Origin of the sequence: Pseudomonas linyingensis, assembly GCF_900109175.1 — a bacterium.
GTDB lineage: Bacteria > Pseudomonadota > Gammaproteobacteria > Pseudomonadales > Pseudomonadaceae > Geopseudomonas > Geopseudomonas linyingensis.
Genome location: NZ_FNZE01000001.1, coordinates 194,821 through 218,325 on the forward strand (window position 1 = coordinate 194,821; position 23,505 = coordinate 218,325).

The 23,505-nt window shown below is 68.8% G+C and carries 23 protein-coding genes; 6 read left to right on the forward strand and 17 right to left on the reverse strand.

Annotation, left to right across the window (positions count from 1 at the left end):
• Positions 1-4: 4 nt before the first annotated feature.
• The 3 genes from BMZ19_RS00985 to BMZ19_RS00995 form a co-directional block, all read right to left on the reverse strand.
• A complete protein-coding gene (locus BMZ19_RS00985) occupies positions 5-847 on the reverse strand; it encodes a M23 family metallopeptidase (RefSeq protein WP_090305506.1) in 843 nt (280 codons plus the stop codon).
• A gap of 77 nt (positions 848-924) precedes the next feature.
• Entirely contained in the window at positions 925-2,490 is a 1,566-nt protein-coding gene (gene rhlB, locus BMZ19_RS00990) for an ATP-dependent RNA helicase RhlB (protein WP_170847685.1), read from the reverse strand.
• Positions 2,491-2,611: 121 nt separating this feature from the next.
• The gene (locus BMZ19_RS00995) at positions 2,612-3,271 is read right to left on the reverse strand and encodes an alpha/beta hydrolase (protein WP_090305514.1); all 660 of its coding nucleotides are present in this window, start codon (positions 3,269-3,271) and stop codon (positions 2,612-2,614) included.
• A gap of 209 nt (positions 3,272-3,480) precedes the next feature.
• Between BMZ19_RS00995 and BMZ19_RS01000 the strand changes: the two genes are divergently transcribed.
• Complete coding sequence (locus BMZ19_RS01000) at positions 3,481-3,759, forward strand: GIY-YIG nuclease family protein (RefSeq protein WP_090305517.1); 279 nt, start codon at positions 3,481-3,483, stop codon at positions 3,757-3,759.
• 119 nt (positions 3,760-3,878) lie between these two features.
• Here the strand turns inward: BMZ19_RS01000 and BMZ19_RS01005 are convergent, their stop codons facing one another.
• Positions 3,879-4,697, reverse strand: coding sequence for a polyphosphate kinase 2 family protein (locus BMZ19_RS01005; protein ID WP_090305520.1), 819 nt, complete (start codon positions 4,695-4,697; stop codon positions 3,879-3,881).
• A gap of 112 nt (positions 4,698-4,809) precedes the next feature.
• Positions 4,810-5,817, reverse strand: coding sequence for a nucleoid-associated protein YejK (gene yejK, locus BMZ19_RS01010; protein WP_090305523.1), 1,008 nt, complete (start codon positions 5,815-5,817; stop codon positions 4,810-4,812).
• Positions 5,818-5,943: 126 nt separating this feature from the next.
• Here yejK and BMZ19_RS01015 point away from each other — a divergent pair, with 126 nt between their 5' ends.
• Positions 5,944-7,155 carry an MFS transporter gene (locus tag BMZ19_RS01015; RefSeq protein ID WP_090305527.1) on the forward strand — a complete coding sequence of 404 codons (1,212 nt, stop codon included), beginning with the start codon at positions 5,944-5,946 and terminating at the stop codon, positions 7,153-7,155.
• Complete coding sequence (locus tag BMZ19_RS22750; RefSeq protein ID WP_280142137.1) at positions 7,155-7,277, forward strand: hypothetical protein; 123 nt, start codon at positions 7,155-7,157, stop codon at positions 7,275-7,277. The genes BMZ19_RS01015 and BMZ19_RS22750 overlap by 1 nt, the downstream gene beginning before the upstream one ends.
• A 147-nt stretch (positions 7,278-7,424) precedes the next feature.
• Here the strand turns inward: BMZ19_RS22750 and BMZ19_RS01020 are convergent, their stop codons facing one another.
• Together BMZ19_RS01020 and yjeH are read right to left on the reverse strand one after the other, a co-directional pair.
• Positions 7,425-8,762: a TAXI family TRAP transporter solute-binding subunit gene (locus BMZ19_RS01020; RefSeq protein WP_090305530.1), complete on the reverse strand. Its 1,338-nt coding sequence runs from the start codon at positions 8,760-8,762 to the stop codon at positions 7,425-7,427.
• Between the two features lie 69 nt (positions 8,763-8,831).
• Complete coding sequence (gene yjeH, locus BMZ19_RS01025) at positions 8,832-10,085, reverse strand: L-methionine/branched-chain amino acid transporter (protein ID WP_090305533.1); 1,254 nt, start codon at positions 10,083-10,085, stop codon at positions 8,832-8,834.
• Positions 10,086-10,219: 134 nt separating this feature from the next.
• Between yjeH and BMZ19_RS01030 the strand changes: the two genes are divergently transcribed.
• Positions 10,220-10,639 (forward strand): Lrp/AsnC family transcriptional regulator, encoded by a 420-nt coding sequence (locus BMZ19_RS01030; protein WP_090305536.1) that lies wholly within the window; start codon positions 10,220-10,222, stop codon positions 10,637-10,639.
• A 3-nt stretch (positions 10,640-10,642) separates the two neighbouring features.
• Here the strand turns inward: BMZ19_RS01030 and BMZ19_RS01035 are convergent, their stop codons facing one another.
• The 10 genes from BMZ19_RS01035 to BMZ19_RS01080 all read right to left on the reverse strand — a co-directional run bounded on the left by BMZ19_RS01035 (position 10,643) and on the right by BMZ19_RS01080 (position 21,133).
• The gene (locus BMZ19_RS01035; RefSeq protein WP_090305539.1) at positions 10,643-11,230 is read right to left on the reverse strand and encodes an IMPACT family protein; all 588 of its coding nucleotides are present in this window, start codon (positions 11,228-11,230) and stop codon (positions 10,643-10,645) included.
• A 4-nt stretch (positions 11,231-11,234) separates the two neighbouring features.
• Positions 11,235-12,260, reverse strand: a complete 1,026-nt coding sequence (gene rlmF / locus BMZ19_RS01040; RefSeq protein ID WP_090306319.1) for a 23S rRNA (adenine(1618)-N(6))-methyltransferase RlmF — start codon at positions 12,258-12,260, stop codon at positions 11,235-11,237.
• A 163-nt stretch (positions 12,261-12,423) separates the two neighbouring features.
• A complete protein-coding gene (locus BMZ19_RS01045) occupies positions 12,424-13,287 on the reverse strand; it encodes an SPFH domain-containing protein (protein ID WP_090305542.1) in 864 nt (287 codons plus the stop codon).
• 25 nt (positions 13,288-13,312) lie between these two features.
• Complete coding sequence (locus tag BMZ19_RS01050; protein ID WP_090305545.1) at positions 13,313-13,756, reverse strand: NfeD family protein; 444 nt, start codon at positions 13,754-13,756, stop codon at positions 13,313-13,315.
• 92 nt (positions 13,757-13,848) lie between these two features.
• Positions 13,849-14,145 (reverse strand): winged helix-turn-helix domain-containing protein, encoded by a 297-nt coding sequence (locus BMZ19_RS01055; protein ID WP_090305548.1) that lies wholly within the window; start codon positions 14,143-14,145, stop codon positions 13,849-13,851.
• 15 nt (positions 14,146-14,160) lie between these two features.
• Positions 14,161-15,516 carry a sodium:proton antiporter NhaD gene (gene nhaD / locus BMZ19_RS01060; RefSeq protein WP_090305551.1) on the reverse strand — a complete coding sequence of 452 codons (1,356 nt, stop codon included), beginning with the start codon at positions 15,514-15,516 and terminating at the stop codon, positions 14,161-14,163.
• A 167-nt stretch (positions 15,517-15,683) separates the two neighbouring features.
• Complete coding sequence (locus BMZ19_RS01065; protein WP_090305554.1) at positions 15,684-18,515, reverse strand: valine--tRNA ligase; 2,832 nt, start codon at positions 18,513-18,515, stop codon at positions 15,684-15,686.
• A 265-nt stretch (positions 18,516-18,780) separates the two neighbouring features.
• A complete protein-coding gene (locus tag BMZ19_RS01070; RefSeq protein ID WP_090305556.1) occupies positions 18,781-19,170 on the reverse strand; it encodes a hypothetical protein in 390 nt (129 codons plus the stop codon).
• Positions 19,171-19,185: 15 nt separating this feature from the next.
• Entirely contained in the window at positions 19,186-19,605 is a 420-nt protein-coding gene (locus BMZ19_RS01075) for a DNA polymerase III subunit chi (RefSeq protein WP_090305558.1), read from the reverse strand.
• A gap of 40 nt (positions 19,606-19,645) precedes the next feature.
• Positions 19,646-21,133 carry a leucyl aminopeptidase gene (locus BMZ19_RS01080; protein ID WP_090305560.1) on the reverse strand — a complete coding sequence of 496 codons (1,488 nt, stop codon included), beginning with the start codon at positions 21,131-21,133 and terminating at the stop codon, positions 19,646-19,648.
• Positions 21,134-21,282: 149 nt separating this feature from the next.
• Between BMZ19_RS01080 and lptF the strand changes: the two genes are divergently transcribed.
• Both lptF and lptG read left to right on the forward strand, forming a co-directional pair.
• A complete protein-coding gene (gene lptF / locus BMZ19_RS01085; protein ID WP_090305562.1) occupies positions 21,283-22,410 on the forward strand; it encodes an LPS export ABC transporter permease LptF in 1,128 nt (375 codons plus the stop codon).
• Positions 22,397-23,458, forward strand: a complete 1,062-nt coding sequence (gene lptG / locus BMZ19_RS01090) for an LPS export ABC transporter permease LptG (RefSeq protein ID WP_090305567.1) — start codon at positions 22,397-22,399, stop codon at positions 23,456-23,458. The genes lptF and lptG overlap by 14 nt, the downstream gene beginning before the upstream one ends.
• Positions 23,459-23,505: the final 47 nt, after the last annotated feature.

The window sequence follows — 23,505 nt, forward strand, 5'->3', positions numbered from 1 at the left end:
GTGCTCAGGGCTTGAACGCACCGATGAAGATGCTCGGGTCGACCCGGGCGTCGTTGAGGCTGACGTTCCAGTGCAGGTGCGGTCCGGTGGCGCGGCCGGTGGCGCCGACCTTGCCGAGCACGGCGCCGCGCGCCAGCTCGTCGCCGACTTTGACGCCGATCTGTGACAGATGGCAGAACATGCTGATCAGGCCCTGGCCGTGGTCGACGAACACGGTGCGGCCGTTGAAGAAGTAGTCGCCGACCAGGATCACCCTGCCTGCCGCCGGCGCCTTGACCGGCGTGCCGGCCGGCACGGCGAAGTCGAGGCCCGAGTGCGGGTTGCGCTCCTCGCCGTTGAAGAAGCGACGCAGGCCGAACGGACTGGACAGCGGCCCGCCGACCGGCTTGTCGAACAGCAGGTTGCTCGGCTGGCGCGGGCTGAACTGGCGGTAGGCGTCGGTCTGCACCGCCAGTTCGCGCTCGATGCGCGCCAGGTTGGCGGCGTTGGGCGTGACCTGCTGCTGGTTCTTCAGGGTGATGCGCTGTTCCTTGTAGTGGCGGCTGCCGACGCTGAAGGCCAGGCGGCGGCCGTCGTCCACTTCGAGCTGCTCGCGGCCGGCCTTGACCGTCAGCGGCAGGCCGACCACGGCGATCCAGCGCCGGCCATCCTCCCTGACCACCAGCACCGGCTTGCCCTGGTAGCGGGCGATGGGGCGAGCGGCGCCGTCGCCCAGTTCGACCACCGCCACGCCGCCGGGCACCGGCTGGTGCAGCAGGCGCGACAGGAAGCCCTCGGCGTGCACGGGCGGGACATGGGCGGGCAGGGCAAGCAACAGAACCAGCAGAAACGGCAGCAATCGGGACATGGGCAGGGGGTAACGCGGGGCGGGGGGAGCAGAAAATGCGTCCCTCTCCCGCGGACGGGAGAGGGTGCGGGCAGGACTCAGTGCTTGCGCGGCACCGGCTTGAGCAGCTCGGCGGGAGGCATCTCGCACTGGATCTTGCGGCCGATCAGCGCCTCGATCGGCGGCAGGGCGAAGGCATCGTCCTCGCCGGCGAAGCTGATCGAGGTGCCGCTGGCGCCGGCCCGGCCGGTACGCCCGATGCGGTGCACGTAGTCGTCGGGATCTTCCGGCAGGGTGAAGTTGATCACGTGGCTGATGGCGTCGACGTGGATGCCGCGGCCGGCCACGTCGGTGGCGACCATCACGCGGATCTTGCCTTCGCGAAAGCCTTCCAGCGCCTTGATGCGCTTGTGCTGCGGCACGTCGCCGGACATCTGCACCGCGCTGATGCCGTCGCGGGTCAGGCGTTCCTCGATGCGGCGCACCTCGTCCTTGCGGTTGGCGAACACCATCACCCGGATCCAGTCGTTCTGGGTGATCAGGTTGTACAGCAGCTTGTACTTGTCGCTGCCGGCCACCGCGTAGACGTGCTGCTCGACGGTGTCGCTGGCGACGTGTTCCGGCTCGATCTCGACGATCGCCGGCTCGGTGGTCCACTGCTTGGCCAGGTTCATCACGTCTTCGGTGAAGGTGGCGGAGAACAGCAGGGTCTGCCGTTCGCCCTTCGGCGGGGTCTGGCGGATGATCTGCCGCACCTGCGGGATGAAGCCCATGTCGAGCATGCGGTCTGCCTCGTCCAGCACCATCACCTCGACCATGTCCAGGTGCACTTCGCCACGCTGGTTGAAGTCGAGCAGGCGGCCCGGGGTGGCCACCAGGATGTCGCAGTAGCGCGATTCGAGCTGCTTGAGCTGCTTGTCGAAGTCCATGCCGCCGACGAAGCTCATCACGTTGAGCTTGGTGTACTTGGTCAGCGCCAGGGCGTCGTTGGCGATCTGCACCACCAGCTCGCGGGTCGGCGCGATGATCAGCGCGCGCGGCTCGCCCATGTAGCGTTCCTTGGGCGGCGGCGTTTCCAGCAGCTGGGTGATGGTGGAGATGAGGAACGCGGCGGTCTTGCCGGTGCCGGTCTGCGCGCGGCCGATGGCGTCCTGGCCCTTGAGGGTGTAGCCGAGCACCTGCGCCTGGATCGGCGTGCAGTAGGGGAAGCCGAGGTCGTGGATGGCGTGCATCAGCTCGGGAGCGAGGCGGAAGTCGTGGAAGCGGGTCTTGCCTTCGGCGGGCTCGACCACGAAGTCTTCCGGCTTCCAGTTGTCCACCACCGGCTTGCGCGGCGCACGCTCGCGGCGCGGCTTGTCGGCCTTGGGCTGGCTTGCGGCAGGCTGCTCGCTGCGCGCCGGCTGGTCTGCGGCACTGCTCTCTTCGCGAGGCTGGTCATCGCGCGGCTTGTCGCCACGGGGCTTGTTGCTGCGCGGCTTCTTCGCGCGGCCGCCGTCGGCGCGCTCGCTGCGGGGCTGGTCAGCCGACGCCGCGGCAGTGCTGGCCGTGGCATTGCTGGTCGGTGCGCTGCTGCGCGTTTCGGCGTCGGCGGCCGCTGGGGTGACGGGCTGGGCCACCTGGGCTACCGCGTCCTTGCTGAGGAATTTTTTGAGTGCCTTGAGCACGGTCATCTCGATCTGGATTGAAGATACAGGTTGCAGTGTAAAGCAAGATGGGAGTATGGCGAAGCCGCCGCGCGGTTTCTGCGCGGTTCCCATCACGCTCGGTGAGCGGGGCTGCGCCCGCTCAGTCCGCCAGTCGCTCGGCCAGCCACAGGGCGATATCGCGCAGCTCCTCGTTCACCACCTCGTGGCCCATCGGGTAGTCGCGCCAGGCCACGTCGACGCCGCGCGCGGCCAGCCAGTCGTAGGCGCGGCGGCCGAGGGCGTGCGGGACCACCTCGTCGTCGCGGCCATGCAGGCACAGCACCGGATGGCGCTGCTGGATGGCGCCGAGCTGCTGGTCGGCGCTGAAGGTCGGCGCGTAGGTGGACAGCGCCAGCACGCCGCCCAGCTCGCCGGCCCAGCGGCGGAAGGCGGTGTGCAGCACCACCGCGCCGCCCTGGGAGAAGCCGGCGAGGAAGATGCGCGCGGCGGGAATGCCGCTAGCGCGCTGCGCCTCGATCAGCGTCAGCACCTGGCCGGCGGATTCCTCCAGCTGGGCCATGTCGATGGCGCGCTCGGGCTGCAGTGCGATGATGTCGTACCAGGACGGCATGCTCCAGCCACCGTTGAGGGTGACCGGGCGGGTCGGCGCCTGCGGCAGCACGAAGCGCACGCCGGGCAGCACGCCCTGCAGCGCCTCGGCCACCGGCTGGAAGTCGAAGCGGTCGGCGCCGAGGCCGTGCAGCCAGATCACGCTGGCGCTGGCCGGCTGGGCGGGTTCGAGGATCAGGGTGTCGTGCATGGGCGATTCCATATCAAGAAGGTGGCGGCGCAACGTCCGGCGGCGTGGCTCCCGGGCGCCTGGCCGGTGCGGCAGGGCTGGATGGCATCCGGAACCGTCCGCTGAGCGCCGCGGGCCAAAGGCCCGATTATCACCGTTGGCGCCGCGCTGCAAAAGGCGCGCGTTGGCCGGCCTATAATGCCGGCCCATTTTCCTGACGGAGTGGCCCGATGACGGTCGCCACCAAGCCCTGGTTCGTCTATCTGGTGCGTGCCGCCAACGGCGCGCTGTACTGCGGCGTCAGCGACGATCCGCAGCGGCGCTTCGCCGTGCACCAGAGCGGCAGGGGCGCGCGCTTCTTTAATAGCAGTCCGGCGGTGGCGCTGGTCTATGTCGAGGCCTGCGCCGGCAAGGGCGCGGCGCTGTCGCGCGAGCGGACGATCAAGCGCCTGGGCAAGCCGGCCAAGGAGCGTCTGGTGGCGGGCTGGCAGGTGGCCGAGGCGTTGTAGCGGGTGTTTCCGGTCGAGCGCCGGTTCTTGTCGGGGGCGCGCCCTCGCGGCGCAGCCCCGCCAGGGATCAAGAGCAGCGCCCCGAGGTCGGGCCTCCTGCAGGTGTGAATCGCGGATGCTCAGGCCTGCTCCAGTTCGTCGAGGCCGAACGGCGGTGGCGGGCTTGGCCAGTGCTGGTCGAGGCGCTCGAACTCGCGGGCCAGCAGGCTGGCGACCAGCAGGTCGCGCAGCCACTTGTGGTTGGCCGGGACCAGCTGCCAGGGCGCCTGCGCGCGGTGGCTGGCGGCGAGGATGCCGGCCCAGTGCGCCTGCTGGCGGTCGAACTGGCGGTGGTCGTCGAGGTCGGCGGCGCACAGCTTCCAGTGCTTGCGCGGGTCGAGCAGGCGCTTGCGCAGGCGGGCCTTCTGCTCGGCGCGGGAGATCTGCAGGTAGACCTTGAGCAGGCGGATGCCGCGTCCGGCCAGTTCATCCTCGAAGGCGGCCAGCTGGGCCAGCCGCTCTGGGATGTCGACGGCGGCGATGAAGCCGTCGAACAGGTCGCAGGCCACGCCCTCGTAGGGCGTGCGGTTGAACAGGGCGATGCCACCCGCGGCCGGCAGGCAGCGCCGGTAGCGCTCCAGAAAGCCTTCGCCGCGCTCCGCGGCGTTCGGCTGGCGGAAGCTGTGCACCGTCAGGCCCTGTGGGTCGAGGCCGCCGAACACATGGCGGATGGCGCCGTCCTTGCCGGCGCAGTCCGGGCCCTGCAGCCAGACCAGCAGGGACTCCTGCCGGCGTGCCCAGAGCAGGCGCTGCTGCTCTACCAGCCAGGGCTTGAGCGCCGCCAGCTGCGCGCGGGCGCCGTCGTGGTCGAGGCCGCACAGCCGCTCGGCGTCGCCGGTCGCCAGCGCGCACGGATCGCCCAGGCAGGCATCGAGCAGGGTGTCGGACAGGCGGGGCATGCGGTTTTCCAAGGCAATCAAGCGGTCGATGCAGGAGCGGATTCATTGGCGATCGGTGTGGAAAAGGTCGCGAATGAATCCGCTCCTGCAGGACTTAGACGATAGCCGCCAATCAGTCCTTGCGCCGCTTGAGCTGGTCCTTCAGCTGGGTCGGCAGCTGGCGGATGGTCAGGGTGTCGTGTTCCTCGTCGTACTCGATCTGCGAACCCAGCAGGTGCGACTCGAAGCTGATCGACAGGCCCTCGGCGCGGCCGGTGAAGCGGCGGAACTGGTTGAGGGTGCGCTTGTCCGCGGGGATCTCCGGGGCCAGGCCGTAGTCCTTGTTGCGGATGTGCTCGAAGAAGGCGCGCGGCTGCTCCTCGTCCATCAGTTCGGAGAGCTCCTCGAGGGCGATCGGCTCGCCGCGGCGCGCCTGGCTGCTGGCGTAGTCGACCAGCGTCGCGGTCTTCTCGCGGGCCTGCTCCTCGGCCAGGTCCTCGCTCTCGACGAAGTCGCTGAACGCCTTGAGCAGGGTGCGCGTCTCGCTCGGCGCATCGACGCCTTCCTGGCAGCCGAGGAAGTCGCGGAAGTACTCGGAAACCTTCTTGCCACCCTTGCCCTTGATCAGCGAGATGTACTGCCGGGAGGTCTGGTTGTTGCGCCACTCGGAGATGTTGATGCGCGCGGCGAGGTGCAGCTGGCCGAGGTCGAGGTGCTTGGCCGGCGCAACGTCGAGGCTGTCGGTGACCGCCACGCCCTCGCTGTGGTGGAGCAGGGCGATGGCCAGGTAGTCGGTCATGCCCTGCTGGTAGTGGGCGATCAGCACGTGGCCGCCGGTGGACAGGTTGGACTCCTCCATCAGCTTCTGCAGGTGCTCCACCGCCTGGCGGCTGAAGGCGACGAAGCCCAGGGCGCCGTCGAGGTATTCGCCGAGCCAGCCGCTGAACGGGTGGGCGCCGGACTCGGGGTGGAAGAAGCCCCAGACCTTGTTGGGCTTGGCGTTGTAGCTGTCGTTGAGGTCGGCCAGCAGGTTGTCGATGGCCTGCGACTCGGCCAGCTCGCTGTCGCGGGCGTGCAGCACGGCGGGGCTGCCGTCGGGCTTCTTGTCGATCAGGTGGACGATGGCGTGGCGGATCGGCATGGCGGTCTCGTGGCGGGCAATTCGGATGCGCCAGTGTAACCGAAGCGTGGTGCGCGACCGGAGTCGGACGGTCGCAAGGACATATCCGAGTGATATGCTCGCCTTTTGCCTGAATGGAGACTGCAAATGACCCCGCTTTGGCGCCACTGCGGCTGGATGCTGCTGGGCAGTTCGCTGATCCTCGCCCTGTCGCTGGGCGTGCGCCATGGCTTCGGCCTGTTCCTCGCGCCGATGAGCGCCGACTTCGGCTGGGGCCGCGAGGTGTTCGCCTTCGCCATCGCCCTGCAGAACCTGGTGTGGGGCCTGATCCAGCCGTTCACCGGCGCCTTCGCCGACCGCTTCGGCGTCAGGCGCACGGTGCTGATCGGCGGCGTGCTCTACGTCGCCGGCCTGGCGCTGATGGCCTTCGCCGACTCTCCGGGCTCGCTGTCGCTGAGCGCCGGCCTGTTGATCGGCCTCGGCCTGTCCGGCACCTCGTTCTCGGTGCTGCTCGGTGCGGTGGGCCAGGCGGCGCCGGTGGAAAAACGCAGCATGGCGATGGGCGTCGCGGCGGCGGCCGGCTCCTTCGGTCAGTTCGTCATGCTGCCCGGCAGCCTCGGCCTGATCGCCTGGCTCGGCTGGTCGGGCGCGCTGCTGGCGCTGGCCGTGCTGATCGCCCTGATCCTGCCGCTGGCGACGCTGCTGCGCGCGCCGGTGCAGCCGCCGGCGGTCGCCGAGCAGCGCCAGACCCTGGGCGCAGCGCTGCGCGAGGCGGCCAGGCATTCCGGCTTCTGGCTGCTGGCGCTGGGCTTCTTCGTCTGCGGCTTCCAGGTGGTGTTCATCGGCGTGCACCTGCCGGCCTACCTGGTCGACCAGCACCTACCGGCCCAGGTCGGCACCACGGTGCTGGCGCTGGTCGGCCTGTTCAACGTGTTCGGCACCTACACCGCCGGCTGGCTGGGCAGCTGCTACTCGAAGCCCAAGCTGCTGACCGCGCTGTACTCGATCCGCGGCGTGGTGATTGCGCTGTTCTTCTTCGCCCCGCTCAGCGAGTGGAGCGCCTACGCCTTCGGCATGGCGATGGGTTTCCTGTGGCTGTCCACGGTGCCGCTGACCAACGGCACGGTGGCGACCCTGTTCGGCGTGCGCAACCTGTCGATGCTCGGCGGCATCGTCTTCCTGTTCCACCAGCTCGGCTCCTTCCTCGGCGGCTGGCTGGGCGGCTGGCTGTACGACCGCACCGGCAGCTACGACCTGGTCTGGCAGATCTGCATCGGCCTCAGCGTGATGGCGGCGCTGCTCAACTGGCCGGTGCGCGAGCAGCCGGTGGCGCGCCTGCAGCAGGCGGGAGCGGCCTGATGCGCCGCGCGCTAGCCTGGCTGGCCGCGGCCCTGCTGCTCGGCGCGCTGCTGGCGCTGGCCTGGTGGGGCTGGCAGCAGGGCGGGCTTATGCTGCTGATGCAGGGCATGGGCGTCTGCTGAGAGCCTATTCACGATCTGCTGCGCGTCGGCCATGCTGCGTTGAAATCGGCTTCGGAATGCTCATTTGCAACCAGCAAACTCCGCTTCCTCAGCCGATTTCGCCTTGCCTGGCTTTAGCTCGCGAGATCGTGAACAGGCTCTTTCGCTTTACTGCAACTGCATGCCGTTCTGGCGTTGCTGCAGCGCCTGCAGGCGCTCGATCACGTAGCGCAGGTGCAGGTGCAGCTGGTACAGCTCGTTGGAGTAGGCCAGCGGCACCTCGACCCGCGCCAGCTGTTCCTCGAGGCCTTCCAGATGGGCGATTTCCGCGTCCAGCCGTTGCGGCAGGGTGCCGGCGTCGAGCTGGCGGTCGATCTCGCGCAGGTACTTGTACCAGCGGTAGATGCGCGCGCGGATGCGCCAGCGGTACAGCGGGCCGACCGCCTTGAGCAGCGGGATCAGCACCACCAGCAGCGGGATCACCAGGATGATGTAGCGGTCGGCCAGCGAAGCGATGCGAAACGGCAGGAAGCGCTGCAGCAGCGGCAGGCCGTTGCTGTAGAAGTAGCGCGCCTCGTCGAGCAGCGCGAAGGTCGCTGGCTCGGCGCTGGGGTAGGCGCCGGGGGCGTCGAGCAGGCTGCCGTGGCGGGTCACCTCGCGGGCGGCGGCGAGCAGCAGCGGGGTCAGCGCCGGATGGAAACCGTCGTTGACCACCAGCGAGGCGGCCGGCGCCAGGGTGATCAGGTCGCGCTGCGGGCTGTTGTTGGCCAGGTCGAGCAGGCCTTCGCCCACCGCGATGGCGCGCACGAAGGGCATGCGCGCCTGGTAGGCGGCGGCGCGGCGGAAGTTCACCAAGCTCAGCTCGGGCGCGGCGGCCAGGCGCTGGATCAGCGCATTTTCCGCCGGGCCGATGAAGAACGCCGCATCCAGCTCGCCGGCCAGCAGGGCGTCGGCGGTCTTGCTGCCGCCGCGGGCCTGCCACTGCGCGGGATACTGGTCGGCGTCGATGCCGTTGGCGGCGAGCATCGCGGCGCTCACCGCGGCGGTGCCGCTGCCCGCGCTACCCAGCGCCACGCGCAGCGGCAGCAGGTCGCGCAGGCCGTCGATGGCCAGCTCGCGGCGCTGGAACAGCCACAGCGGTTCCTGATACACCGCGCCGAGGCTGTGCAGACGGGCGCGCTCGGCCTCGTCCAGTTGCAGCTCGAGGCCGCTCTGCACCAGGCCGATGTGGATGCCGCTGTCCGCGTCGAGCAGACGGGCGAGGTTCTGCCGCGCGCCACTGCTGGGTTCGAGGATCAGCTCGAAGCCGTCCTTCGCCAGCTCGGTCTTGAGCTGCTCGGCGAAGGCCGCATAGCCGCCGCCGTCGAAGCCGCCGCTCATGCGCAGCTGCATCGGCGGCGGCGGGGCGACGAAGTAGAACAGCGCGGTGCCCAGCGCGGCCAGTACCGGTACCAGCCACAGGTTGGCGCGCAGCATGATGGACAGATCCTGGAGCAGACGGCGCATGGGGATTCCTTTCGTGGCTCTGTCTGCAGCATAACCAAGGACGCTGTCGCGGGGACAGGCCGGATCGGCTCAGACCATCTCCGAGCGGCGTCGTCGGCCGACGTCGAGCAGTGCGAGCAGCGCCAGCAGACCGAGCGCGTACAGCGCATCCGCGCCGAGCATGGCCAGCACCGTGGCGCAGAGCAGGCTGCTGAGCACGGCGACCCAGCGCCAGACGCCGCGCAGCAGCGCCACGCCGGCGGCCATGCTGAGCAGGTAGACCAGCACGAAGTTGCCGTTGGCGTAGCGGATCAGCTCGTCGGTGGACAGCTGCAGCACGGCAGCGCCGACCGCGCACAGCGCGCAGGCCAGCACCACCAGCAGCAGCGCCGGCCCCGGCATGCCCTGGCGGTTGCGGCGGGCCAGGCTGGCGGGCAGCTTGCCCTCGTCGGCCAGGCTCCAGATCAGCCGGGCGAAGCCCTGCACGTAGACGTTCATCGAGGCGAAGCAGGCCAGGTAGCCGACCACCGCCACCAGCACCTTGGCCTGCGGGCCGAGCAGGTTCTCCAGCAGCCAGGGCAACGAGGTGGCGTTGCGCTGGGCGTCGCCGTAGGCGTCGAAGCTCAGCACCGCCACCGAGCAGGCCCAGTACACCCCGCCGGCGAGCAGCACGCCGAGCAGCAGGGCCAGCGGGAAGTCGCGCCGCGGGTTGCGGAACTCCTCGCCCAGGTGGGTGAAGGCTTCGATGCCGACGAAGCACCAGAACATCACCGCCAGCGCCGCCGGAATGCGCGGCCAGTGTTCGTCGAGCGGCAGCAGCAGCGGATGGTCGGCGCGCGGCAGCTCGCCGGCCCACCAGATCAGCGCCACGGTGGCGAGGATGGCCAGGGCGATCAGCCCCTGCACCAGGCTGGAGGCGCGCGCCGGGCGCTGGCCGAGGGCCAGCATGGCGGCGAGGGTGAGCAGCTGGATGGCGAGGATCTCGCCGCGACCGAGCGGCCACAGCGCCTGCCAGAAGCCGGTGGCGATCTGCAGCGCCGCCGGCAGGCCGACCGGCAGCACGGCGAGAAACATGAAGGCCACCAGCCGCTCCAGCCGCGCACCGAAGGCGCGGCCGATCAGGTGCGGCGCGCCGCCGGCGTGCGGGAAGTGTCGGCCCAGCTGGGCGAAGGTGAAGGCCACCGGCAGCACCAGCACGATGAGCAGCAGCCAGGCCCACAACGAGGCCGGCCCGGCCGCCGTGGCGGCCAGCGCCGGCACGGCGAAGATGCCGGTGCCGAGCAGCGAGGTGCTGAGCAGGGCGATGCCCTGCAGCAGGCCCAGCTCCTTGTTGAGACGACTCATGGGGTATGCTCGCACGCCTTGGTAGAGGCGCCATCATAGGCGTCCGCCCGCCCCGGCGCCGCTGGCGAACCGCCGTGTTTGCCCGGCACATCGCCGCCATTGCCCGTCAAACTGCCTGTTGTCGAGATACCCGCATGGACAAGTTCGATCGCCAGATCATCGCTCTGCTGCGCGAGGATGCGCGCACCCCCATCAGCCAGATCGCCCGCGTGGTCAATCTGTCGCGTTCCGCGGTGGGCGAGCGGGTGCGCCAGCTGGAGCAGAGCGGGGTGATCCAGGGCTATCACGCCCAGGTGAGCGACCCGGCCGGTGCCGGGGTCAAGGCCTATCTCGAGCTGTTCTACAAGGACAGCCGCTGCCAGGAGTACGTCGAGCGCCTGCGCGGCTTCGCCGAGGTACGCCAGTGCTGCGGGATCAGTGGCGAGACCGACATGATCGTACTGGTCGAGGCGCCGAACATGGCCCGGCTCAGCGAGGTGCGCGCCGAGATCGAGCGCTTCCCCGGCATCCAGCGGATCAAGACCCACGTGGTGGTGCAGGAGTGGGCGATGTGAGCCTCACTCGGCCGGGATCAGGCGCAGCTGCCCGCGGCTGAGGTCGGCGAGTTGTTGGCGGACTGCTTCCAGTTGTCCGACCGGCAGCGCGAGGTGCAGCAGGGCGCCGCTGGCGTCGAAGTCTTCCCGCTCGATGGCGACCTGCCACTCGGCGAGGCGCGCCTTGACCCGCGCCAGTTCGGCGAACGGCACCTGGCAGCGCGCCTGCAGTCGTGCCACCAGTTCGATGCGCGCGCCGCCCTGCAGGCACTTGGCCGCGCTGCCGCCGTAGGCGCGCGCCAGGCCGCCGGTGCCGAGCTGGATGCCGCCGTACCAGCGGATCACCAGCACCGCCACCTGGTCGCAGTCCTGGCCCTCGATGGCGGCGAGGATCGGCCGCCCGGCGGTGCCGCCCGGTTCGCCGTCGTCGCTGAAGCGGTGCTGCGCGCCGCACTTCCACGCCCAGCAGTTGTGCGAGGCGGCGCGGTCGCTGTGCTGCTCGATGAACGCCTGCGCCGCCTGCGGGCTGTCCACCGGCGCGGCGAGGGCGAGGAAGCGGCTCTTGCGGATCTCCTCGCGGTACTCGGCGGGCGCCTGCAGGGTGAAGGCCATGGCCTCAGCCCTGGGCGGCGCCGCGGCGCTGGAGCCAGGCGGCGCGCTGCTCGGCGCTGTGGAAGGTCCAGGCGACGAAGCGGCTCTGCTTCTGGCCCTGACTCATGCTCACCGTGCGTACCTCGACGGCGCCGCTGTTGTGCAGGGCGCGCTCGATCTGCTGCAGATTGCCGCCCTTGGAGACCAGGCTGGTGAACCACAGCACCTGCTGCGCCACTTCGCGGCTCTCGGCGATCATCCGGCGGATGAAGGCGATCTCGCCGCCCTCGCACCACAGCTCGCTGGACTGGCCGCCGAAGTTGAGCAGCGGCAGCTTGCGCCTGGGGTCGAGCTTGCCGAGGTTCTTCCACTTGCGCTGGCTGCCCTGGGTGGCTTCTTCGGCCGAGCTGTGGAACGGCGGGTTGCACAGGCTGAGGTCGAAGCGCTCGTCGGCCTGCAGCAAGCCGTGGAAGATGTGTTTCGCGGCCATCTGCTGGCGCAGCCCGATGGCGCGCTCGAGGCCGTTGGCCTGGACGATGGTGCGCGCCGCAGCCAGTGCGGTGGCGTCGATCTCCGTGCCGAGGAAGCGCCAGCCGTACTCGCGCTGGCCGAGCAGCGGATAGATGCAGTTGGCACCGCTGCCGATGTCGAGCACCTGGACCTGCGCGCCGCGCGGGACCTCGCCGCCGGCGTCGGCGGCCAGCAGGTCGGCGAGGGCGTGGATGTAGTCGGCGCGGCCGGGAATCGGCGGGCACAGGTAGCCGGGCGGGATGTCCCAGTGCTCGATGCCGTAGAACTGCTTGAGTAGCGCGCGGTTGAACACCTTGACCGCCTCGGGGTTGGCGAAGTCGATGCTCTCCTTGCCGTACGGATTGATCACCACGAAGCGCGCCAGCTCCGGACTGCCGGCGATCAGCGCAGGAAAGTCGTAGCGGCCCTGGTGGCGGTTGCGCGGGTGCAGTTCGCCCTTGCTGACCGGCGCGCGCGGCTGGGCGGCGGGGGCTGGTTGCTTGGGGCGCGGACGGGCGGGGCGTTTCGGCGGCTGGTGCATGCTGGGGACGGTGTCGGGCGGAAAGGCCGGCATTTTCCCATAGCCGCGCGGCGGGCGGGTGGTTTTGTCGGCCGGAGCCGGCGGGCTGCGCCAGGAGCGGATTCATGCGCGATCTTGCCGAAACACATCGCCAATAAATTCGCCCCTGGCGTCGTGGCTGTTCTTAGCCGCGTCCGCCCAGCTTGCCGATCATGCCGCGCAGGGTTTCCTGCAGGTCGGCGGGCATCAGCACGATCTTGGCGTTGTCGCTCGCCGCGAGCTTTTCCAGCGAGGTGATGTACTTCTCGCCGAGCAGGTACATCATCGGCCCGGGCTCGTTGCCGACCGCGCTGGTCACCCGGCGGATCGCCTCGGCCGAGGCCTCGGCCAGCATCACCTGGGCGTTGGCGTCGCGCTTGGCCGACTCCAGGCGCGCCTCGGCCTCGAGGATGGCCGCCTGCTTGGCGCCCTCCGCCTTGGTCACCGCAGCCTTGCGCTCGCGCTCGGCGGCGGCCTGCAGCTCCATGGCGCCCTGCATGGACAGCGACGGCTTGATGTCCTGGATCTCCACCGACTTGACGGTCAGGCCCCAGTCCACCGCCTCGTCGGCGATGCTTTCGCGCAGGCGGGTCTTGATCCGGTCGCGCGAGGACAGCGCCTCGTCCAGCTCCATCTCGCCGACGATCGAGCGCAGGGTGGTCATGATCAGGTTGCGGATCGCCTCGGAGAAGTCGGTGATGCCGTACACCGCCTTGACCGGGTCGGTGACCTTGATGAAGGCGATGGCGTTGGTGACGATCACCGCGTTGTCGCGGGTGATCACCTCCTGCTCCTGCACGTCGAGGATGATGTCCTTGGTCACCAGTTTGTAGGCGACCTTGTCTAGGTAGGGAATGAGGATGTTGAGGCCCGGCCGCAGGGTGCTGTGGTACTTGCCGAGCCGTTCGACAACCCACTCCTCGCCCTGGGAAACCAGGCGCACGCCCTGGGCGACGGTGATGACGACGAACACCAGCAGGGCGATCGTGATGGCTAATCCTGCACTCATGTACTGCTCCTTGGAATCGGATGGTTCAGGCCTTGGCGACCTTCAGATAGCTGCCTTCGATGGATACCACGCGGACCCGCTCGCCGGCGGCAATGTTCGAATCGGCCATGCACGCCCACTCCTCGGCACCGAGGATCGGCCGCTGGAAGCGTACCCTGCCGCGGGCGAAGGGCGCCACGGCGCCGACCAGCAGGCCGACCTCGCCGATCACCTCGCCGTCGGCGGTACCGACCAGGGTGCGCTGGCGCAGCGGGCTGAACACGCGGAACCACAGCACCACCATGGCCAGCGAGGCGAGGGTCCACAGCAGCAGCTGGGTGGTCAGCGACAGCTCGCCGGCGACCAGCAGCACGCCGGCCACCAGCAGGGCGCCGAGGCCGAACCAGATCACGAAGAACGCCGGGATCGCCAGTTCTAGCAGGATCAGGACGATGCCGCTGATCGCCCAGTACCACCATTCGATTGCCATTGTGCCTCCTTGGCTCCGTTTGCCCGCTTGAGAGTATCAGAGCTCGGGGGCGGTCGCCGCGCGGGTGCGGCGCGATATGCGCAGGCCGGGATCTACGGGTAGCCCAGCACGCCCTTGATCTGCGACAGGTGGGCGCCGACCCAGTGCTTGTCGATCGCGCCCCAATCGCGGATCACGTAGCTCCCGGCATTGTTGCGCTCGCCGGCGTCCTGCTCGAAGCGGCAATCGATATCCAGCTCGGCCAGCGCCGCCAGGGTGTCCTGGGCGGTGCGTCGCGGCATGCCGGTGGCTGCCATCAGCGCCGGGACGCTGGTGGCCGTGGCGCTGTCGATCAGCCAGGCCACGTACAGGCGGCGGTAGAAGCTGGTGCGGGTCTTGCTCACGTCCATGTCTCGTCTCCTTGATCAGCCGAGGGCCAGCAGGCCCATGTAGGTGGCGGCGCCGGCGCTGTAGCCGAGGAAGGCCAGCAGGCTGACACGCTTGAGGTACCAGACGAAGCTGATCTTCTCCATGCCCATCGCCGCCACGCCGGCGGCCGAGCCGATGATCAGGCTGCTGCCGCCGGTGCCGGCGCAGTAGGCGAGCATCTCCCAGAAGGTGCCATCCACCACGAAATGATGCAGCCAGCCAGCATCGGCGCCGGCTGCGGCGACTGCCTCGGGGCCGGCCAGCGGGTACATCTTCATCGCCCCGGCCACCAGCGGCACGTTGTCGACCACGGCGGAGAGCAGGCCGATGGCGTAGTTGATGGCGTAGACGTTGCCCAGCGCCTCGCGCAGCAGGGTGGCGACCTGGGTCAGGTGGCCGGCGGTGGCCAGGCTGGACACGGCGAGCAGGATGCCGAGGAAGAACAGCACGCTGGGGGTGTCGACCTTGCGCAGCACGCCGACCACGGACAGCGGGTGCTTGTCCTCGGCGTTCTTGCCGCGGTGGATCACCTCGGTGGTCACCCACAGCACGCCGAGGCCGAACAGGATGCCCATGTACGGTGGCAGGTGGGTGACGGTCTTGAACACCGGTACGAACAGCAGCGAACCGAGGCCGAGGGCCAGCACCAGGTTGCGCTCGAAGTCGGTGGTCGGGCAGCGTTGCTCCTCGCCCAGGTGGGCCCGCTGGCGCGGGCGCGGCGCCTCGCCCTTGAGGCGGAAGCTGAGGATCAGCAGCGGCACCAGCAGGCACACCAGGCTGGGCAGGAACAGGCCGCGGATCACCCCGGAGGCGCTGATCTGGTTGCCGATCCACAGCATGGTGGTGGTCACGTCGCCGATCGGCGACCAGGCGCCGCCGGCGTTGGCGGCGATCACCACCACGCCCACGTACATCCAGCGTTCCGGTCGGCCGCGCACCAGTTTGCGCAGCAGCGAGACCATGACGATGGTGGTGGTCAGGTTGTCGAGCACCGCGGAGAGGAAGAATGTGATGAAACCGACGATCCACAGCAGGTGCACGCGCTTGCGGGTCTGGATGCGGTCGGTGACGGCGCGGAAGCCCTCGTGGGAGTCGATCAGCTCGACGATGGTCATCGCGCCGAGCAGGAAGAACAGGATCTCGGAGATCTCGCCCAGGTGGTGGCGCAGTTCGGTGACCACGCCGTGGCCGGCCTCCGCGGCGGGCAGGATGCTGCCTTCGCCGAGGACCAGCACGGTCCAGCACAGCACGGCGGTGAGGATGGCCGAGGCGGCCTTGTCGATTTTCAGCGGGTGTTCGAGGGCGATGCAGAGGTAGCCGACGACAAAGATCAGGGCCATCCAGGCGTACATGGGCGGGCTTCCGGTGGGTCAGTGGACGGATTGTTGTTTCGTTTTCTCAACTGGCGGGCGAGCATGCCCGATCTCGGGGGCCGCTGAAAAGCGCCGCTCTGTCGCAGTGGGCATAAAAAAGGCCCGCCACCTTGCGGTGGCGGGCCTTTGTGCCTGACAGCGGCGACTTAGAGCGCGGCGATCTTCGCGCGCTGCTCGGCCAGCTTGGCCAGCGCCTGTTCGGCCTCGGCCAGCTTGGCGCGCTCCTTGTCGAGCACCTCGGCTGGGGCCTTGGCGACGAAGCCCTCGTTGGCCAGCTTGCCGCCGACGCGCTTGACCTCGCCTTCCAGGCGCTGCAGCTCCTTGTCCAGGCGCGCCAGCTCGGCGTCCTTGTCGATCAGCCCGGCCATCGGCACCAGCACCTGCATGTCGCCGACCAGCGCGGTGGCGGCCAGCGGGGCTTCCTCGCCGGCGGCCAGCACGCGGATCGATTCCAGCTTGGCCAGTTTGGCCAGCAGCGGCTCGTTGGCGGCCAGGCGCTGGCGGTCCAGCTCGCTGGCGTTGGCCAGCACCACGTCGATGCGCTTGGCCATGGAGATCTTCATCTCGCCGCGGATCTGGCGCACACCGAGCATCAGCTGCTTGACCCACTCGATGTCGCCTTCGGCGGCGGCGTCGATCCTCGCCTCGTCGGCCACCGGCCAGGGCTGCAGCATCAGGGTCGGGCCGCTCTTGCCGGCCAGCGCCTTGATGCGCTGCCAGATTTCCTCGGTGATGAACGGCATGAACGGGTGGGCCAGGCGCAGGATGACCTCCAGCACGCGCACCAGGGTGCGGCGGGTGCCGCGCTGGCGCTCGACGCTGGCGGTTTCGTCCCACAACACCGGCTTGACCAGCTCCAGATACCAGGCGCAGTACTCGTCCCAGACGAACTCGTAGAGCGACTGCGCGGCGAGGTCGAAGCGGAACTGGTCGAGGTGGCGGGTGACGTCCTGCTCGCAGCGCTGCAGGGCGGAGATGATCCAGCGGTCCACCGAGGACAGCTCGACGGGTTCATCATTGATGCCGCAGTCCTTGCCGTCGGTGTTCTCCAGCACGAAGTTGGTGGCGTTCCACAGCTTGTTGCAGAAGTTGCGGTAGCCCTCGACGCGGCCCATGTCGAACTTGATGTCGCGGCCGGTGGAGGCCAGCGAGCAGAAGGTGAAGCGCAGGGCGTCGGTGCCGTAGCTGGCGATGCCGTCGGGAAACTCGGCGCGGGTCTGCTTGGCGATCTTCTCGGCCAGCTTGGGCTGCATCATGCCGCTGGTGCGCTTGGCCACCAGGGTTTCCAGGTCGATGCCGTCGACGATGTCCAGCGGGTCGAGCACGTTGCCCTTGGACTTGGACATCTTGTGGCCCTGGCCGTCGCGCACCAGACCGTGGACGTAGACGGTCTTGAACGGGATCTGCCCGGTCAGGTGCAGGCTCATCATGATCATCCGGGCGACCCAAAAGAAGATGATGTCGAAGCCGGTGACCAGTACGTCGGTGGGGTGGAAGGTCTTCAGGAACTCGGTCTGCTGCGGCCAGCCGAGGGTCGAGAAGGTCCACAGGCCGGAGCTGAACCAGGTGTCCAGCACGTCGTCGTCCTGGCGCAGGACGGCGTCGCCGAGGTTGTGCTTGGCGCGCACTTCCGCCTCGTCGCGGCCGACGTAGACGTTGCCGGCCTCGTCGTACCAGGCCGGGATGCGGTGGCCCCACCACAGCTGGCGGCTGATGCACCAGTCCTGGATGTCGCGCATCCAGCTGAAGTACATGTTCTCGTACTGCTTGGGAACGAACTGGATCTGGCCGTCTTCCACGGCGGCGATGGCCTTCTCGGCCAGCGGCTTGGTGGAGACGTACCACTGGTCGGTCAGCCACGGCTCGATGATGGTGCCGGAGCGGTCGCCCTTGGGCACTTTCAGCGCGTGGTCGTCGATCTTCTCGAGGAGGCCCAAGGCGTCGAAGGCGGCGACGATCTGCTTGCGCGCCTCGAAGCGGTCCAACCCGGCATATTCGGCCGGCAGGCGGGCGTCGAACGCGGCGTTGACGCTGCCGTCGAGGTTGAATACCTGGGCGGTGGCGAGGATCGCCGCGTCCTTGTCGAGGATGTTGATCAGCGGCAGGTTGTGGCGCTTGCCGACTTCGTAGTCGTTGAAGTCGTGGGCCGGGGTGATCTTTACGCAGCCGGTACCGAACTCGGGGTCGCAGTAGTCGTCGCCGATGATCGGGATGCGTCGGCCCACCAGCGGCAGCTCGACGAACTTGCCGATCAGCGCCTGGTAGCGCTCGTCGTTGGGGTTCACCGCCACGGCGCTGTCGCCGAGCATGGTTTCCGGACGGGTGGTAGCGACGATCAGGTAGCCCTGACCCTCGGCGGTCTTCTCGCCGTCGGCCAGCGGGTAGCGCAGGTTCCACAGCGAGCCCTTCTCGTCGTGGTTCTCCACTTCCAAGTCGGAGATCGCGGTGTGCAGCTTGGTGTCCCAGTTGACCAGGCGCTTGCCGCGGTAGATCAGGCCGTCCTCGTGCAGGCGCACGAAGGCTTCCTTGACCGCCTCGGAGAGTCCCTCGTCCATGGTGAAGCGCTCGCGCGACCAGTCCACCGAGGAGCCGAGGCGACGGATCTGCCGGGTGATGGTGCCGCCGGACTCTTCCTTCCACTCCCAGACCTTCTCCAGAAACTTGTCGCGGCCGAGATCGTGGCGCGACAGGTTCTGCGCGGCCAGTTGGCGCTCCACCACCATCTGGGTGGCGATGCCGGCGTGGTCGGTGCCCGGCTGCCACAGGGTGTTGCGGCCCTGCATGCGGCGGAAGCGGATCAGCGCGTCCATGATCGCGTTGTTGAAGCCGTGGCCCATGTGCAGGCTGCCGGTGACGTTCGGTGGCGGCAGGGCGATGGTGTAGGACTCGCCGGAACCTTGCGGCGCGAAGTAGTTCTTCGCCTCCCACTCGGCGTACCAGCGGGATTCGATTTCGTGGGGTTGGTAGGTCTTGTCCATGCGCGGCGGGACCCTTGCGGCAGCTGATCGGAAAACCGCGAAGTATAACGGGGATCGGCGCGGGGGCGTAGGGCGGGGCGATGGGGAGGAATCCCCCCTAACCCCCCTTTTGCAAAGGGGGGGATGGTTTGGTGGTGTTTGCCTGGCTGGTGTAAGTAGCAGAGCATCGGAGGCAGCAGAACCTCAGCAACCGCACCGCACCCACTCCCCCCTTTTCAAAAGGGGGGCTGGGGGGGATTCCGGGCCGGGGGGATTGGGATCCCGATCAGCGCCGGCCGGCGCGCAGCAGGCTGGCCAGGTGGTCTTCCAGGCGACGGTGCAGTTCGGCCTCGATCTGCAGCATGTAGTCGTCGATCACTTCCTGCATGATCAGTTGGGCGGCCGCATGCAGCTCGCGCTCGATCTGCGCCATCGGCATGGCGCTGGCACTGGCACTGTCGGTCGGCACGGCTCGGCTGACGGCCGGGGGCGGGGTGACCGGGGGCGTGGCTGGCGGGTTGGCCGGCACCTGCTCGCTGAGCAGCGGCACGACGTCCACTGGCTCCCGCAGCAGCGGAATGACCGGCTCGCCGACCGTTTCGGTCAGCAGCGGCAGTTCGTCACTGGCCCAGTCGGGCAGATGGGCGGAGTGCGGTGGAATCGGCGGAGTGTCCATCGGCGGCTCGCGGCGTCACAGGTTCAGATGCTGGGGAGCATAGCCCCGTTCGCGGTAGAAGCGGTAACTGCTGCGCAGGGCCTCGCGGGTCTGCGGGTCCTGGTTGACGACCTCGGCGATGCGCGCGAAGCGCTCGAAGAACGGCGGCACGCTGCTGGCCAGGTTGATCAGCAGGCTCTGCTCGCCGCCGGCATCCGCGCCGCAGGCCAGCAGCAGCGGGGCGTCGTTGTCGGTCTCGGCCAACTGGTGCGGTACGAAGCTGGCGGCGCTGAAACTCCACAGCCGCTCGTCCAGCGCCGCGCACTGCGCCGCGTCCTGACAGTGCAGGTAGATGCGGTGCCCTTCGCGCCAGGCCTTGGCGGCCAAGCGGCAGGCGTAGGTCAGCCGCGCGCCGGCGTCGCTGCCCGGGAGGATGTAGAAGTCGATGCGCTTCATCGGTCGGCTCCGGCCGGCGCGTACGCCGGCCGGATGGGCCTCACTTGCAGCGTTCGAGCAGGTACTGGGTCAGCAGCGGCACCGGGCGACCGGTGGCGCCCTTGTCCTTGCCGCCACTGATCCAGGCGGTACCGGCGATGTCCAGGTGCGCCCAGTGGAACTGCTTGGCGAAGCGCGACAGGAAGCAGGCGGCGGTGATGGTGCCGGCCTTGGGGCCGCCGATGTTGGCGATGTCGGCGAACGGGCTGTCCAGCTGTTCCTGGTACTCGTCGAACAGCGGCAGCTGCCAGGCGCGATCGCCGGCGTGCTCGCCAGCCTTGAGGATCTGCTTGATCAGCGTGTCGTTGTTGCCCAGCAGGCCTGAGGTGTGGCTGCCGAGGGCGACGATGCAGGCGCCGGTGAGGGTGGCGACGTCGATCACCGCCTGTGGCTTGAAGCGCTCGGCGTAGGTCAGGGTGTCGCACAGCACCAGACGGCCTTCGGCGTCGGTGTTGAGGATCTCCACGGTCTGCCCGCTCATGGTGGTGACGATGTCGCCGGGACGGGTCGCGCCGCCGCTGGGCATGTTCTCGGCGCAGGCCAGCAGGCCCACCACGTTGATCGGCAGCTGCAGCTCGACCAGGGCGCGGAAGGTGCCGAGCACGCTGGCGGCGCCGCACATGTCGTACTTCATCTCGTCCATGCCCAGGCCCGGCTTGAGGCTGATGCCGCCGGTGTCGAAGGTGATGCCCTTGCCGACCAGCACCTGGGGCTGCTCGTCCTTCTTGCCGCCCTGGTAGTTGAGCACGATCAGCCGCGGCGGCTGGTCGCTGCCCTGGGCCACGGCGAGGAAGGCGCCCATGCCCAGCTCCTTGAGCTTCTTCTCGTTGAGCACCTCGACCTCGAGGTTCTTGTACTGCTTGGCCAGCGCCTTGGCCTCGTCGGCGAGGAAGCTCGGGTGGCACAGGTTCGGCGGCAGGTTGCCCAGATCGCGGGTGAAGGCCATGCCGTTGGCGATGGCCTGGGCGTGGGCGGCGCCGCGCTCGGTCTCGGCAACTTCGGTTTCTTCGACCAGCAGGGTGACCTTCTTCAGCGCCGGGGTGTCGGCCTTTTCGCTCCTGAAGCGGTCGAACACGTAGCGGCCGTCGGCCAGCACTTCCACCAGCAGGCGGGTGCGCGCGTACAGATCGCGGCCCTTGACCATCAGCTCGCCGAGGGTCAGCGCGGCGTCGCCGCCGCCGAGGGTCTTGAGCACAGCGAGGGCGGCGGAAACTACCTTGCGGTAGTTGCGGTCGGAGAGTTCACGCTCCTTGCCGCAGCCGACCAGCAGCACGCGCTCGGCCTTTATCCCCGGCAGGTTGTGCAACAGCAGGGTCTGGCCCGGCTTGCCGGCCAGGTCGCCGCGCTTGAGCAGGGCGCTCAGGGCGCCCTCGCTGGCGGCATCGACGGCGCGAGCGGCGGCGCCGAGCTTGCGGCCTTCGCCGACGGCGAGCACCAGAGTGGCGGTTTTCAGGGTTTCCGGACGAGCGCTCTTGACGAGGAATTGCATGGACGGGGGTCCCCAAGACAAACAGACGGTATTGCAGGATAATGCCGGCCGACTTTCATTCAACGGGCGTGACGCCACGGCGGCCGGCGCGACTGGCGGCTAGTTTGAGCGTTGCCGCCCGAGCCTGACAACCCTGGAGTAGTCCCGGTTTGATCATCTTTCGTTATTTGTCCCGTGAAGTGCTGGTGACCCTCAGTGCGGTGAGTGCCGTGCTGCTGGTGATCATCATGAGCGGGCGCTTCATCAAGTATCTGGCGCAGGCTGCCCAGGGGTTGCTGGACCCCGGGGTGTTGCTGATGATCATGGGCTTCCGGCTGCCGGGCTTCCTGCAGCTGATCCTGCCGCTCGGCCTGTTCCTCGGCATCCTGCTGGCCTACGGGCGCCTGTATCTCGAGTCGGAGATGAGCGTGCTGTCGGCTGCCGGCATGAGCCGCCAGCGTCTGCTCGCCTACAGCATGGCGCCGGCCGCGCTGGTCGCGCTGCTGGTCGGCTGGCTGAGCCTCGGCCTGGCGCCGCAGGGAGTGGCCCGGGTCGAGCAGGTGCTCAACAGCCAGGACGCACTGACCGAGTTCGATACCCTGGTGCCGGGGCGTTTCCAGGCGTTGAAGAGCGGCTCGCGGGTGACCTATACCGAGCGCCTGACCGAGGATGGCCAGGAGCTGGGCGGGGTGTTCATCTCCGAGTTGCGCCTGTCGCGCGACGGCGACAAGCAGCGCGGCATCAGCGTGCTGGTGGCGGAGCGGGGGCGCCAGGAAATCCGCCCCGACGGCAGTCGCTACCTGATCCTCGAGAACGGCTACCGCTACGACGGCAAGCCGGGGCAGGCCGACTACCGGGCGATCCAGTACGACCGCTATGGCGTACTGCTGCCCAAGCCGGAAGTGGCCAGCGAGATGAACGAGCGCGAGGGCATCCCCACCGTCGAGCTGTTCGGCAGTGACAATCCGCGCCTCCAGGCCGAGCTGCAGTGGCGTCTGTCGCTGCCGCTGCTGGTATTCGTGGTCACCGTGCTGGCGGTGCCGCTGTCCAGGGTCAATCCGCGCCAGGGACGCTTCCTCAAGCTGCTGCCGGCGATCCTCCTGTACATGGCCTACCTGGCCCTGTTGATCGCCATGCGCGGCCAGTTGGACAAGGGCCGCCTGCCCGCAGCCCTCGGCCTGTGGTGGGTGCACGGCCTGTTCCTCGCCGTCGGCCTGCTGATGCTGTACTGGGAGCCGCTGCGCTTGAAATGGGCGGCCCGCACTGCCGCGAAGGAGGCCGTCCGTGGTCAGGCTTGATCGTTACATCGGCACCAGCGTGCTGTTCAGCATCCTCGCCGTGCTGGGGGTGATCGTCGGTCTGGCCCTGCTGTTCGCCTTCATCGACGAGCTGGGCGACCTCGAGGCCGGCTACGGCGTGGCCGAGGCGGCGCGCTACATCGTCTTGACCATCCCGACGCGGATCCACGAACTGCTGCCGATGGCGGCGCTGATCGGTTGCCTGATCGGCCTCGGCACCCTGGCCAGCAGCAGCGAGCTGACCATCATGCGTGCCGCCGGCGTATCGCTGGGGCGCATCGTCTGGGCGGTGATGAAGCCGCTGCTGGTACTGATGCTGGTCGGCCTGCTGATCGGCGAGTACGTCTCGCCATGGAGCGAAAACCTGGCGCAGAGCGGCCGCTCGCTGGCCCAGGGCGGCGGCGAGGCACAGAGTACCCGGCGGGGCCTGTGGCATCGTCAGGGGCAGGAGTTCGTGCACATCAACTCGGTGCAGCCCAACGGCGTGCTGCTCGGCGTGACCCGCTACCGCTTCGACGAGCAGCGCGTGCTGCTCAGTGCCAGCTTCGCCCGCCGTGCCCGCTACCAGGACGATCACTGGCAGCTGGAGAACGTCGCCACCACCGTCCTGCACGCCGATCGCAGCGAAGTGGTCAAGGCGCCCAGCGAGCGCTGGGACGTCGAGCTGACCCCGCAGCTGCTCGGCACCGTGGTGCTGGAGCCGGACGCGCTGTCGATGACCGGGTTGTGGCGCTACATCCACTACCTAGGCGAGCAGGGCCTCAACAACAGCCGCTATTGGCTGGCGTTCTGGACCAAGTCGCTGCAGCCGCTGGTCACCGCCACCCTGGTGCTGCTGGCGATCTCCTTCATATTCGGCCCGCTGCGCTCGGTGACCCTCGGCCAGCGGGTGTTCACCGGCGTGCTGGTGGGCTTCGTGTTCCGCATCGCCCAGGACCTGCTCGGTCCGTCCAGTCTGGTGTTCGGCTTCTCGCCTTTGCTGGCGGTGCTGGTGCCGGCGGGGATCTGCGCGCTGGCCGGCGTCTGGCTGCTGCGCCGGGCCGGCTGACGGCATTCCTTCGGCGTGGCAAACGACGAGGCCGGCGCTTGCGCCGG